The following is a 12,869-nucleotide window of genomic DNA, read 5'->3' on the forward strand; positions in this document are numbered from 1 at the left end:
CTCCTGGCCCTTCGCGGTGTCTTTCGGGTCCTTCGGGTCCTGCTGGTCCTTCGCGGCATCGTTCACAGCTTCGGCGCAATCTCTTCGGTCCAGATCCGGCTGCGCTCTTCCTGCGACATGTGGCAGGCCGAGTAGTGCCCGTCGGCCACAAGACGCAGGTCGGGACGCTCGCGGCGGGTGATCTGGTCCTTGGGGACGTCCGCGTAGGGGCAGCGCGGGTTGAAGGCGCAGCCGCTCGGCAGGTTGATCAGGCTGGGCGGGGAGCCCTTGACGGGGATGAGCCGGTCGGTCTCCTCCCGGTCGATGCGGGGCATCGAACCGAGCAGACCCCAGGTGTAGGGGTGCTGGGGCTCGTAGAAGACCTTCTCCGCGGGACCGCGCTCCACGCACCGGCCGCCGTACATGACCAGGAGCTCGTCGGCCATCTCCGCGACGACGCCCAGGTCGTGCGTGATCATGATGACGGCGGAGCCGAACTCCTTCTGCAGATCCCGGATGAGGTCGAGGATCTGCGCCTGGACGGTGACGTCCAGGGCGGTGGTCGGCTCGTCCGCGATGAGCAGCTCGGGGTTGTTGACGAGCGCCATGGCGATCATCGCGCGCTGGCGCATGCCGCCGGAGAACTCGTGCGGGTAGGAGTCCACCCGCTTGTCGGGCTGCGGGATGCCCACGCGGTCGAGCATGTCGATGGCGCGCTTGCGGGCGGTCTTCTTGTCGACGTCGTTGTGGACCCGGTACGCCTCGGTGATCTGCTTGCCGATGGAGTAGTACGGGTGCAGCGCGGAGAGCGGATCCTGGAAGATCATCGCCATCTCGCGGCCGCGCAGCTTGCGTACGGCGACGGGGTCGGCGCTCAGCAGCTCCTGGCCGTTCAGCCAGATCTCACCGGAGATCTGCGCCTTGCGGGAGCCGTACTGGCCCGCGGTGTGCAGGCCGAGGATGCCGAGCGAGGTGACCGACTTGCCGGAGCCGGACTCGCCCACGATGCCGAGGGTCTTGCCCTTCTCCAGCGAGAAGTTGAGCCCGTCGACGGACTTGACCAGGCCGTCGTCGGTCGGGAAGTGCACCTTGAGGTCGCGTACCTCGAGGAAGGCGGAGGGAGCGGCGGAGTCGGCGACGGGCTCGCCCACCGCGGCTCCGCTCTTGGACAGTTCGGTCATCCCAGCCTCACTCGCGGGTCGATGACGGCGTACATAAGGTCGACGACGAGGTTGGCCACGGCGATCGCGAGCGCCGCGCACAGGGTCACGCCGAGGATGACGGGCAGGTCCTTGCTGCTGATGGCCCTGACCGCCTCCAGGCCGAGGCCCGGCAGGTTGAACGTGGACTCGGTGAGCACCGCGCCGCCCATCAGGACACCGAGGTCGAGTCCGAAGACGGTGAGGATCGGGGTCATCGCCGAGCGCAAGGCGTGCCTGCGGATGACGATGCTCTCGCTGAGGCCCTTGGCGCGCGCGGTGCGGATGTAGTCCTCGCCCAGCACTTCCAGCATGGTGGCGCGGGTGAGCCGTGCGTACATCGCGGCGTTGAGGAAGGCGAGCACGATCCACGGCAGGATCAGCGTCTGGAGCCAGACGTCGATCGAGTCGTCGGTACTCAGGCTGTCCGCGATCTTCACCCAGCCGAGATTGTGGACGAAGACGCCCATCGCGATCATGCCGGTGAAGAAGACGGGGAGCGAGACGCCGCCGAGGGCGGTCGTCATCGCGGCGCGGTCCCAGATGGTTCCGCGGCGGAGCGCGGAGATGACACCGGTGAGGACACCGCCCGCGAGCCACAGCACACAGGCTCCGGCGGCGAGGGCGCCGGTGACGGGCAGCGCTTCCTTGAGGGTCTCCCAGACGGGCGCCTCGGTACGGAAGGAGTAGCCGAAGCAGGGCGCCGGGCAGTGCGTGACGTCACTGCCGTTGACGTAGTCGCGCCCCATCGGGATGCCCTTGATGAAGTCCCAGAACTGGACGAGCAGCGGGTCGCTGAGTCCCAGTTTGGTCCGGATTCCCTCGATCTGCTCGGCTCCGGTGGCCTTGCCGGCGAAGAGGACGGCGATGTCCTGTCCCGCCCACTTGGGCAGCATGAAGAAGACGGTGAAGGTCGCGAGCAGTACGACCAGCACCATGATGATTACGGCGATCAGGCGCCGGATGAGATAAGCAAGCACTGTGCGCGGCCCGGCGGTGGCCGGGACCCCCTTGTGAGGAGTCCCGGCCACCGCCCGGGGCCATCACCTGCCCTTCGGACTGGCGGGATTCGGCGGCGGTGTTCGTTCAACTACGGGTACTGCCAACTACGGGTGCTGCGGGAGCTGTTACTTCACGACGCCGAGGGAGACGTAGTCGTAACGGCCGTTGTAGCCGTCGGACATGTAGGCGTTGGTCAGCCGCGGTCCGCGCCAGGTGATGTTCTTCTCGTAGAGGAAGGGCATCCAGTCGGCGTTGTCGAGGATCTTCTTGTCGAGCTCCTTGTAGATCTCGCCGGCCTTGGCCGGGTCGGTCTCCGCGATCGCCTTGTCGAAGAGGCCGTCGACCTTCTTGTCCTTGATCTGCGACTCGTTGTAGTTACCGGTCGGGTTCAGGAAGCGGCTGTCGAACAGCGGCTGCGCGTAACCCTGGCCGGACGGGAAGTCCGGGCCCCAGCCGCTCATCGTCATGCCGTAGCCGCGCTTCTTCACGACGGAGGGCGAGCCGGTGATGCTGGCGGTGTCGGCGCCGTCGAGGGCGTCGACCTCGACGTTGATGCCGGCCTTCTTGAGCTGCTCCTGGAGCGCCTCGGCCGTGTCGACCTCACCCGGGTTGTTGTTGCGGGCGGTCAGCTTGGTGGAGAAGCCGCCCGGCTTGCCGCACTTCTTCAGCTCGTCCTTGGCCTTGGCCAGGTCCGGCTTGCCCTTGCGCTCCAGGACCCCGTACGGGTCGTACTCGCTGTAGCCCGGGATCGCCTTCGGGAAGGTGCTGTTGGCGATGTCACCGGCCGCGACCTTGCCGCCGCGGGTCTGCTGGAGGCTCGCGAAGTCGGTGGCGTAGAAGACGGCCTTGCGGCAGTGGGCGTCGTCGAAGGGCTCCGCCGTGTGGATCAGGGCGACGTAGCGCACGAAGGACGTGTGCATGTTGTCGACGCTGTCACGGTGTTCCTGCACGGCCGTGACACGGCCGGACTGGGTCATGCCCGTGCCGTTCATGTCGAGGTCGTAGTCGCCCTCCATCAACTTCTTGTCGTTCTCCTCCAGGTTGGCGGAGATCGTCACGTCGATCTTGTCGGGCAGCGCCGCGCGGATCGGGTCCGAGGACTTCTTCCACTTGTCGTTGCGGACGAGGACGATCTTCTTGCCGGCCTTGTACGACTGGAACTTGTACGGGCCCGAGGAGAACGGCCGCTGGGTGTACTTCGCCTTGGTGTCCTTGGCCTCCTTCACCGGCGAACCGGTGGGCATGGCCAGGAACTGCTCGAAGTCACCGTTGCGCTTGGGCAGCTTGAAGATGATGGTCTGGTCGTCGGGCGTCTCGATCGCGTCGAGCTCGCCCTTGTCCTTGTACGGGCCCTTGTACTTGCCCTTGGGGTCGAGCGTCTGCCTGATGTAGCCGGGGCCACCGGTGATGGTGTCCGTCGCCCAGGCGCGCTCGATGCCGTACTTGATGTCCTTGGAGGTCAGCTTCGAGCCGTCCTCCCAGGTCAGACCGTCACGCAGCTTGTACGTGTAGGTCTTGCCGTCGTCCGAGATCTTCGCCGTGGAGGTGGCGAGGTCGGGGACCAGCTTGGTGCCCGCCTTGCCCGGCTTGGTGTCGTACGTGATGAGCTGGCGGGTGTAGAAGCGCATGAAGTCCCACGACATGCCGTAGTAGGCACGCTGGGGGTCGGCCGAGTCGAGGTCCTGCTTGCCGACCATCTTCAGCGTGCCCCCCGTCTTCTTCGAGGGATTGGCGACCTTGTTCAGCGCGGCGTTGTAGCCGGCACCCTTCGAGTCACCGTCTCCGTCACCGTCACCGCCGCCGCACGCCGTGGTGGTCACCAGCGCCGCGACCACGAGGGCCGCACCAGCGGTGAGCCGACGTTTCGAGGAAACTGTGGGCATTTTCTCGTAACCTCCGAGATTCGCGGTCCCTGGCCGTCTGCTGCCTGAGAACCATGGGGGTAGAGCCACCTGACATGCGGCAGGGGCGAGTCGGTCGAGGACTTCTAACGCGTCCCCTTCGGGTCGAGCGCGTCACGCAGCCCGTCGCCGAAGAGGTTGAAGGCCAGGACGGTGATGAAGATCGTCACACCGGGGAAGACCATGAACATCGGGTCGTGCTCGTAGGTTTCGAGCGCGTCGCGCAGCATGCCGCCCCAGGAGGCCGTCGGCGGCTTCACACCGGCGCCGAGGAAGCTCAGGGCCGCCTCCGTGAGGATGTTGGTCGGGATCATCAGCGTCGCGTAGACGGTGATCGGCGCGACCAGGTTGGGCAGCAGCTCGCGGAAGAGGATGTGGCGCTTGCCGCCGCCGAGGCTGCGGGCCGCCTCGACGTACTCGCGCTCACGCAGCGAAAGAGTCTGGCCCCTGACGATGCGTCCGACGTACGGCCAGCCGAAGAAGCCGATGACCAGGACGAGGATCGCGACGCGCACGCTGGTGCCGGTCAGGCCCAGCAGGTCGTCGGGGAGCACGGAGACCAGGGAGATGATGAAGAGCAGCTGCGGGAACGAGAGCAGCACGTCCATCACACGGCTGATCAGGGCGTCGACCCAGCCGCCGAAGTAACCGGCGATGATCCCGAAGAGGGTGCCGAGCGCCACGGCGACGATGGCCGCGAGGAACGCCACGAGGAGCGAGATCCGGGCGCCGTAGACGATGCGGCTGAAGACGTCGCGGCCCTTGTTGGGCTCGACCCCGAAGAGGAAGTCGCCGCTCACACCGCCGAGCGCGCCCTTGGGCAGGTTGGTCAGCTCATCGAGCTCGTCCTGGTGGAAGTCGTTGGGCGGGTGGCCGAGCAGGCTCACGATCAGCGGCGCGAAGACCGCGACCAGGACCAGGAGAACCACGGTGATGCCGCCCGCGAGGGCGACCTTGTCCCGCTTCAGGCGGTTCCAGGCGATCTGCTTGAGGGACCGTCCCTCGACCTTCTTCACCCCTGCACCAACTGCGGGAGCGACGTCCTCGGTCGGGTCCGCGTCCGCAGGTGTGTCATGCAATGGTGCCGTCATCGTGGCAGGGACCCCTCTCAACCGGTGGTGACCGGCCCGCACTTGCCGCTGTAGCGACGTGATCGTCCGTCGTACACAGGGGCGAAGGCCCCTGGAGCGGGAGTCTTCATCCACGTCGCGATCTGTTACCAGTCTTGAAGGTGAATGGATGCGCAACCGTGATGCTGTTCGAGGTGTTCCGTTATGCGGACGCGTGTGAACGGGGTGCGAACACGGGGCAGTTGGGTCACAAAGCGCCACGGTAGACCATAGGGCCCCTGTCACATCAGAACGGACATCGTCTCCGTTCGCGCTGTTCAGTACCGGTCAGTACTGCGCCGGGTAGCCGTAACCGCCCGCGGGCGCCGGCGCGGCCTGGGCCTCGCGGTCGTAGAACGGCCTGGTGCTGGCTCGCAGCCACATCGCCACCGGGTCGTAGTCGTCGGACATCGCGACGGTCGACACGGGGAGCCCGTCGGGGACGGCGGCGATGGACTGCTGCATCATCGCCCGCACCGCGTCGACCGACGGCGGCGACGTGTCGTACACATCGAGGCCGATGGCCAGATACGGCGCCCCGAGGGCGGGCTGCACCCAGGCGCGGCGCAGCGAGCGCACGGCGGACGTGCGGTGCGCGTTCTGCGTCAGCAGGGCGTAGAACTGAGGGATCTCGATGGCCGGCTCGGTCAGCCTGAGCGGCCCGGCGGGCAGGAGGTCCAGGCCACAGGCGATGCGGCGCAGATCCAGCCACGGGATGCCGACGCCGCCGCCGGGCGCGTGCGGGTTGAGCCAGAGGCCGTAGAGGTCGGGGTAGAGGGTGCGGGCGACGTCGATGCCGCGCACCACTTCATGACCACGGTTCCAGCCACTGGCGGACAGCTCCTGGGCGGAGGTCACACAGGGCGCGTAGCCGAGGCCCTCGACCTCCATGTTCCCGTACTGGGCGTCGGGCGATCCCGCCTGGCCGTGCCAGAGCAGCATCCAGACCTGGTCGGCGGCGAGCGCGCGCAGCAGTGCCTCGTACGCGTCGTAACGCCCCGGCGTCACCTGGCGCAGCATCTGCTCGACCTGCCCTGTCGCGGCCGTGCCCGACGCACTCACCCGTAACCGCCCCTTCACGATGAACCTGGTGGACCCGATCGACCCCGAAGACGCCGGTGTGCCCCGGCGGGGTCATGCAACCAGCTTAAGCGTCGATCCCGGCGCGGACTTGACGTACGCGGCCCCGGGCCCGGCGCGTACTGATATGCGTTCAGCCCGCGTGGAGGTGGAACGGCCGCACCTTGGCGCGCAGCCAGTCGCCCACCGGGTCCTGTGCCACGTCGAGCAGGACGAGGTTCACCGGCCAGGCCACCGGAACCTGCCCGAGGGCGCGGCCGAGGGCCTCCATCGGCAGCTCCCGGGCGTTGCCCTCGAAGGTGGTCAGCTCGACGCCGACGAAGAGGGTGGGCTCATCGGTCTCGATGGCGGCCAGGCAGCGGCGGGCGGTGAGCACGACCCCCGTCGCCTCGAACTCCCGCGCGGCGGCGGCCAGGAAGTCCACCGGGTCCTCCTGCCAGTCCGGCTCGTACAGGCGGACCCGGCCGCCGCTGGTGGGCCCGTCGAGCGGGGTGCGCCCCGCCCGGCAGAGCTCGGCGACGGCCGGGGGCGGCAGGGGAACGCCGACGGTGCCGTCCGGGTTCAGCGCGATGCCGAGCTGCGGCGGCAGGCCGCGGGCGAACTCCACCGCGGGTGCCACCGTGCACCCCATGCGGTCGGCCGCGCCGCCCAGGGCCTGGCGGAACTGCTGCTCGGAGGTGAAGACGGGGACGTACGCCTGGCCCTCGATCTCCAGGGTCGGCAGGTCGAGGGTGCCGCTGTCGGGGCCGCCGCCGCTCGGCAGCGGGATCCACACCTGGCTGCGGCCGAGCACCTCGATGATGCGGCCGCCCGCCGACGCCGGGGCGCCGAGGGAGGCCGCGAGGACCTCCTCCAGTTCGTTGCCCGGCCATCCGACGTACGGGTGTGCCTGTGCCTGCGCCGGAAAATCCATCAGTCCAACCCCTGCTCGCGACCGCTCTGCCTGCGGCTCGACCCTAACGCCGCCGGGAGCCGCCGTGGTCCTCAGCGGTCGAAGGCGATCCCCCGCAGCACCCGTGCCGCCGCGCGGTCCATGAGCACCGCGGAGCCGCAGCCGCGCGGCAGCTCGCCCCGCTCGGCGTCGCCGACCAGGCGGCCGATCGTCCTGCGGTGCCGCGCGAACGCGTACCGCGAGACGCCGCGCCCCCGCTCGCGCTGGCCCTCCAGCGCGGTGTCCGCGGGCACGTCGAGGAGGAGCAGGTGCAGCGTCCTGCCGCGCCGCGCCGCCTCGCGGGCCAGCCAGCGGCGCACCCAGGTCTGGGTACCGCAGTCGTGCACGACGACGCTGACCCCCGAGCGCAGGGTGCGGCGCAGTCCCGCGTAGTGCGCGAGGCGGACGAGGGGGCGGTACACCGCGTACGGGAGGTGGCGCGGCATCCGCGCCGCCCAGCGGTCGCGGGTGTCCTGGGAGTCGACGCGCGGGCCGGTGACGGCCTGCCGCATCAGCGTCGACTTTCCGCCACCGGGCAGCCCGGAGACGACGACCAGGTCGCCCTCGTCGAAGGTGAGGCGGTGCGGGCTGTGTCCCGCCCGCTGCCGCAGGTCCCGGACGACGGCCACCGGAAGCAGCGGTACGCAGCTCTCCCGCGGCGGGGCGGCGGCCTGCCCCGGCAGTGCCACCCCCGTGGTCATGGCATAGCCACTGATCCTGCTGCGCACCGTGATCGGCCTCCCCGTAGCTGTCACGTACTGCTTTCCCCGGCAAGTGTAAAGAGAAGGTAATGCGGCACAAGGGCGCCCAGGTCCGAGGTGCCCCGAAAAGGGGGCGTCCAGGGCCACGGGTCCCCCTCGCGGGAGTCGCGTGCAATGATGTGCCCGCAACTCCATACCGGCCGTTTGAATCCGCGCGGGAGAGTTCCCAGCAGCCGTCGTACGACGTTGTGCGTATGACGTTCTGGGGCGCCGAAGGAGCAAGTCCCTCCCTTGAATCTCTCAGGCCCCGTACCGCGCGGGCGAGGCACATCTGAAAAGCGGACCGTCTCCACGGTCCCACCCAAGGTGCAAGCCGGACGTCCCTCAGTCGGGGCGCTCGCGGCGAACCTCTCAGGTTCCGATGACAGATGGGGAGGATCGACCTCGCCCGTCATGCCCTGGGAGTTCCCTTCATGAGCACTGCCCCCCGTCTCACCGCCCTCGATGCCGTGCATCGAGCGCTCGGCGCGACCATGACCGACTTCGCGGGCTGGGACATGCCGCTGCGGTACGCCAGCGAGCGCGACGAGCACAACGCCGTCCGCACCAAGGCCGGCCTCTTCGACCTCTCCCACATGGGCGAGATCACGGTCACCGGCCCCGAGGCCGTCGACTTCCTGAACTTCTCGCTGGTCGGCAACATCGGCTCCGTCGGTGTCGGCCGCGCCCGCTACACGATGATCGTCGCCGAGGACGGCGGCATCCTGGACGACCTGATCGTCTACCGCCTCGGCGAGACCGAGTACATGGTCGTCGCCAACGCCTCCAACGCCGGGACCGTCCTCGACGAGCTGTCCGGCCGGGTGGCCGGATTCGACGCGGAGGTCCGCGACGACCACGACGCGTACGCGCTGCTCGCCGTCCAGGGCCCCGAGTCCCCCGGCATCCTGAAGTCACTCACCGACGCGGACCTGGACAACCTGAAGTACTACGCGGGCCTGCCCGGCACCGTCGCGGGTGTCCCGGCGCTGATCGCCCGTACGGGTTACACCGGCGAGGACGGCTTCGAGCTCTTCGTCGCTCCCGGTGACGCGGAGAAGCTGTGGGGCGCGCTGATGGAGGCGGGCACGCCCGTCGGCATGGTGCCCGCGGGCCTCTCCTGCCGCGACACCCTGCGCCTTGAGGCGGGCATGCCGCTGTACGGGCACGAGCTGACCGCCGGTCTCACGCCGTTCGACGCCGGGCTCGGCCGGGTCGTGAAGTTCGAGAAGACCTCGCAGTCGGAGAACTTCCTGGGCCGCGCCGCCCTCGCGGCCGCCGCCGAGCGCGCCGAGACCGCCCCGCCGCGCAAGCTGGTCGGTCTGGTCGCCGAGGGCCGCCGGGTGCCGCGCGCGGGCTTCCCCGTGGTCGCCGACGGCAAGGTCATCGGCGAGGTCACCTCCGGCGCCCCGTCGCCGACGCTGGGCAAGCCGATCGCCATGGCCTACGTCGACGCCGAGCACGCCGCCCCCGGGACGCGGGGTGTGGGCGTGGACATCCGCGGCACCCACGAGCCGTACGAGGTCGTGGCGCTGCCGTTCTACAAGCGCCAGAAGTGACACTCGGTGCGCGGGGCCACGGCTCCGTAGCGCCGTGAGTGACCCCACGCACACCGTCCCCGTTCCGCAGCACCCACCCGCGTACAGGAGAATTCAGGACATGAGCAACCCCCAGCAGCTGCGTTACAGCAAGGAGCACGAGTGGCTGTCGGCCGCCGAGGAGGGCGTGTCGACCATCGGCATCACGGAGCACGCGGCCAACGCGCTCGGTGACGTCGTCTTCGTGCAGCTTCCGGAGGTCGGCGACACGGTGACCGCGGGCGAGACCTGCGGCGAGCTGGAGTCGACCAAGTCGGTCAGCGACCTCTACTCCCCGGTCAACGGCGAGGTCGTCGCCGCCAACCAGGACGTCGTCGACGACCCCTCGCTGGTCAATTCCGCTCCCTTCGAGGGCGGATGGCTGTTCAAGGTGCGCATCACGGACGAGCCGGACGATCTGCTCTCCGCCGATGAGTACACCGCCTTCGCCGCCGGCTGACCCATACCGATAGGGACCGTGTGATGTCGCTTCTGAACACCCCTCTCCACGAGCTGGACCCGGACGTCGCCGCCGCCGTCGACGCCGAGCTCCACCGCCAGCAGTCGACCCTGGAAATGATCGCCTCGGAGAACTTCGCTCCGGTCGCCGTCATGGAGGCCCAGGGCACCGTCCTCACGAACAAGTACGCCGAGGGCTACCCGGGCCGCCGCTACTACGGCGGCTGCGAGCACGTCGACGTCGCCGAGCAGATCGCGATCGACCGGATCAAGGACCTGTTCGGCGCCGAGTACGCCAACGTCCAGCCGCACTCCGGCGCCTCCGCGAACCAGGCCGCCCTCTTCGCCATCGCCAAGCCCGGCGACACGATCCTCGGCCTGGACCTGGCGCACGGCGGCCACCTCACCCACGGCATGCGCCTGAACTTCTCCGGCAAGCAGTTCAACGTGGTCCCATACCACGTCGACGAGGCCGGCCTGGTCGACATGGCCGAGGTCGAGCGCCTGGCCAAGGAGAACAGCCCGAAGGTGATCATCGCGGGCTGGTCCGCCTACCCGCGTCAGCTGGACTTCGCCGAGTTCCGCCGGATCGCCGACGAGGTCGGCGCGTACCTGTGGGTCGACATGGCGCACTTCGCCGGCCTCGTCGCCGCCGGTCTGCACCCGAACCCGGTGCCCTACGCGGACGTGGTCACCTCCACCACGCACAAGACGCTGGGCGGCCCGCGCGGCGGCGTCATCCTGGCCCGCAGCAAGGAGTTCGCGAAGAAGCTGAACTCCGCGGTCTTCCCCGGCTTCCAGGGCGGCCCCCTGGAGCACGTGATCGCGGCCAAGGCCGTCTCCTTCAAGATCGCGGCCTCCGAGGAGTTCAAGGAGCGCCAGCAGCGCACCCTGGACGGCGCCCGCGCCCTGGCCGAGCGCCTGGTGCAGCCGGACGTCACCGAGCACGGCGTCTCCGTCCTGTCCGGCGGCACGGACGTGCACCTGGTCCTGGTGGACCTGCGCAACTCCGAGCTCGACGGCCAGCAGGCCGAGGACCGCCTCCACGAGGTCGGCATCACGGTCAACCGCAACGCGATCCCGAACGACCCGCGCCCCCCGATGGTCACCTCGGGTCTGCGGATCGGTACGCCCGCGCTCGCCACCCGCGGCTTCCAGGACGACGACTTCCGCGAGGTCGCCGACATCATCGCCGAGGCCCTCAAGCCGGGCTTCGACGCCGGCTCCCTCAAGGCCCGCGTGACCGCTCTGGCCGACAAGCACCCGCTTTACCCCGGCCTGAAGTAGTTCCGTACCACTAAGTGGTTTCGTACCGCTATTTTGTACGCTTTAGTTCGTACGTACGAAACGTCGGGGCACCTTGCACACTGGATGGTGAGCAGGGTGCCCCGCACCACGTGCCGCCCGCGCGGTACGAGCAGTACCCGCACCGCCCAGTACCTCTGCACGACCCCGGCAGACAACGGCGTCTACCAACCAACCTTGGAGTGTTCCGTGGCCATCTCGGTCTTCGACCTGTTCTCGATCGGCATCGGCCCGTCCAGCTCCCACACGGTCGGCCCGATGCGCGCCGCCCGCATGTTCGCGAGCCGCCTCAAGAACGAGGGCCTCATGGCCCACACCACCGCGATACGGGCCGAGCTCTTCGGCTCGCTCGGCGCGACCGGACACGGTCACGGCACCCCGAAGGCCGTCCTGCTCGGCCTGGAGGGCGAGTCGCCGCGCACCGTGGACGTGGAGAGCGCCGACGACCGCGTGGAGCGGATCAAGCAGAGCTCGCGCCTCAATCTTCTCGGCATGCACGAGATCGGCTTCGACTTCGACGAGGACCTGATCCTGCACCGCCGCAAGGCCCTGCCGTACCACGCCAACGGCATGACGATCTCCGCGTACGGCCACGACGGCGCCCCGGTCCTGGAGAAGACGTACTACTCCGTGGGCGGCGGCTTCGTCGTGGACGAGGCCGCGGTCGAGGGCGACGACCCGATCGTGCCGGACGACACCGTGCTCAGGCACCCCTTCCGCACCGGCGACGAGCTGCTGCGCCGTGCCGAGGAGACCGGCCTCTCCATCTCCGCGATGATGCTGGAGAACGAGAAGGCCTGGCGCACGGAGGAGGAGATCCGCGCGGGTCTCCTCGACATCTGGGGCGTCATGCAGGCCTGCGTCTCGCGCGGCATGTCCCGCGAGGGCATCCTGCCGGGCGGCCTCAAGGTCCGCCGCCGCGCCGCCAACTCGGCCCGCCAGCTCCGCGCCGAGGGCGACCCGCAGGCCCGCGCCATGGAGTGGATCACGCTGTACGCGATGGCGGTGAACGAGGAGAACGCGGCCGGCGGCCGTGTGGTCACCGCCCCGACGAACGGCGCGGCGGGCATCATCCCGGCGGTCCTGCACTACTACATGAACTTCATCCCCGGAGCCGACGAGGACGGCGTGGTCCGCTTCCTGCTCGCGGCGGGCGCGATCGGCATGCTCTTCAAGGAGAACGCCTCGATCTCCGGCGCCGAGGTCGGCTGCCAGGGCGAGGTCGGCTCCGCCTGCTCCATGGCGGCGGGCGCCCTCGCCGAGGTCCTCGGCGGCTCCCCCGAGAAGGTGGAGAACGCCGCCGAGATCGGCATGGAGCACAACCTCGGCCTGACCTGCGACCCGGTCGGCGGCCTCGTCCAGATCCCGTGCATCGAGCGCAACGGCATGGCGGCCGTGAAGGCCGTGACCGCCGCGAAGATGGCGATGCGCGGCGACGGCTCCCACAAGGTCTCCCTCGACAAGGTCATCAAGACCATGAAGGAGACGGGCGCCGACATGAGCGTCAAGTACAAGGAGACGGCGCGGGGCGGGCTCGCGGTGAACATCATCGAGTGCTGAAGCCGTCGGGTGCCGGCGTCAGCGAGT

At 69.1% G+C, this 12,869-nt stretch carries 11 protein-coding genes and 2 riboswitches; of the genes, 4 read left to right on the forward strand and 7 right to left on the reverse strand.

From position 1 onward, the window contains the following. Positions 1 to 62: 62 nt before the first annotated feature. The 7 genes from ACZ6JY_RS27295 to ACZ6JY_RS27325 all read right to left on the reverse strand — a co-directional run bounded on the left by ACZ6JY_RS27295 (position 63) and on the right by ACZ6JY_RS27325 (position 7,902). Positions 63 to 1,160 carry an ABC transporter ATP-binding protein gene (locus ACZ6JY_RS27295; protein WP_469199821.1) on the reverse strand — a complete coding sequence of 366 codons (1,098 nt, stop codon included), beginning with the start codon at positions 1,158 to 1,160 and terminating at the stop codon, positions 63 to 65. Next, positions 1,157 to 2,158, reverse strand: coding sequence for an ABC transporter permease (locus tag ACZ6JY_RS27300; RefSeq protein WP_469199823.1), 1,002 nt, complete (start codon positions 2,156 to 2,158; stop codon positions 1,157 to 1,159). The genes ACZ6JY_RS27295 and ACZ6JY_RS27300 overlap by 4 nt, the downstream gene beginning before the upstream one ends. Before the next feature lie 147 nt (positions 2,159 to 2,305). Next, complete coding sequence (locus tag ACZ6JY_RS27305) at positions 2,306 to 4,063, reverse strand: ABC transporter substrate-binding protein (protein WP_469199825.1); 1,758 nt, start codon at positions 4,061 to 4,063, stop codon at positions 2,306 to 2,308. A 104-nt stretch (positions 4,064 to 4,167) separates the two neighbouring features. Beyond that, the gene (locus ACZ6JY_RS27310) at positions 4,168 to 5,172 is read right to left on the reverse strand and encodes an ABC transporter permease (RefSeq protein WP_469199827.1); all 1,005 of its coding nucleotides are present in this window, start codon (positions 5,170 to 5,172) and stop codon (positions 4,168 to 4,170) included. Between the two features lie 306 nt (positions 5,173 to 5,478). Beyond that, a complete protein-coding gene (locus ACZ6JY_RS27315) occupies positions 5,479 to 6,252 on the reverse strand; it encodes an enhanced serine sensitivity protein SseB C-terminal domain-containing protein (protein ID WP_469199829.1) in 774 nt (257 codons plus the stop codon). A gap of 151 nt (positions 6,253 to 6,403) precedes the next feature. Then, a complete protein-coding gene (locus ACZ6JY_RS27320) occupies positions 6,404 to 7,183 on the reverse strand; it encodes an enhanced serine sensitivity protein SseB (protein ID WP_469199831.1) in 780 nt (259 codons plus the stop codon). A 71-nt stretch (positions 7,184 to 7,254) separates the two neighbouring features. After that, positions 7,255 to 7,902, reverse strand: coding sequence for an AAA family ATPase (locus tag ACZ6JY_RS27325; RefSeq protein WP_469200118.1), 648 nt, complete (start codon positions 7,900 to 7,902; stop codon positions 7,255 to 7,257). A gap of 205 nt (positions 7,903 to 8,107) precedes the next feature. After that, positions 8,108 to 8,227: riboswitch (glycine riboswitch) on the forward strand. Continuing rightward, positions 8,228 to 8,340: riboswitch (glycine riboswitch) on the forward strand. 35 nt (positions 8,341 to 8,375) lie between these two features. Here ACZ6JY_RS27325 and gcvT point away from each other — a divergent pair. The 4 genes from gcvT (at position 8,376) to ACZ6JY_RS27345 (ending at position 12,842) form a co-directional block, all read left to right on the forward strand. Next, the gene (gene gcvT, locus ACZ6JY_RS27330) at positions 8,376 to 9,500 is read left to right on the forward strand and encodes a glycine cleavage system aminomethyltransferase GcvT (RefSeq protein ID WP_469199833.1); all 1,125 of its coding nucleotides are present in this window, start codon (positions 8,376 to 8,378) and stop codon (positions 9,498 to 9,500) included. Between the two features lie 100 nt (positions 9,501 to 9,600). Continuing rightward, positions 9,601 to 9,978, forward strand: coding sequence for a glycine cleavage system protein GcvH (gcvH, locus tag ACZ6JY_RS27335; protein ID WP_062771242.1), 378 nt, complete (start codon positions 9,601 to 9,603; stop codon positions 9,976 to 9,978). A 23-nt stretch (positions 9,979 to 10,001) separates the two neighbouring features. Continuing rightward, positions 10,002 to 11,264 (forward strand): serine hydroxymethyltransferase, encoded by a 1,263-nt coding sequence (glyA, locus tag ACZ6JY_RS27340; RefSeq protein WP_469199835.1) that lies wholly within the window; start codon positions 10,002 to 10,004, stop codon positions 11,262 to 11,264. A 207-nt stretch (positions 11,265 to 11,471) separates the two neighbouring features. Beyond that, entirely contained in the window at positions 11,472 to 12,842 is a 1,371-nt protein-coding gene (locus ACZ6JY_RS27345) for an L-serine ammonia-lyase (RefSeq protein ID WP_469199837.1), read from the forward strand. Positions 12,843 to 12,869 lie beyond the last annotated feature (27 nt).

It is taken from the genome of Streptomyces sp. NPDC046335, assembly GCF_055587985.1.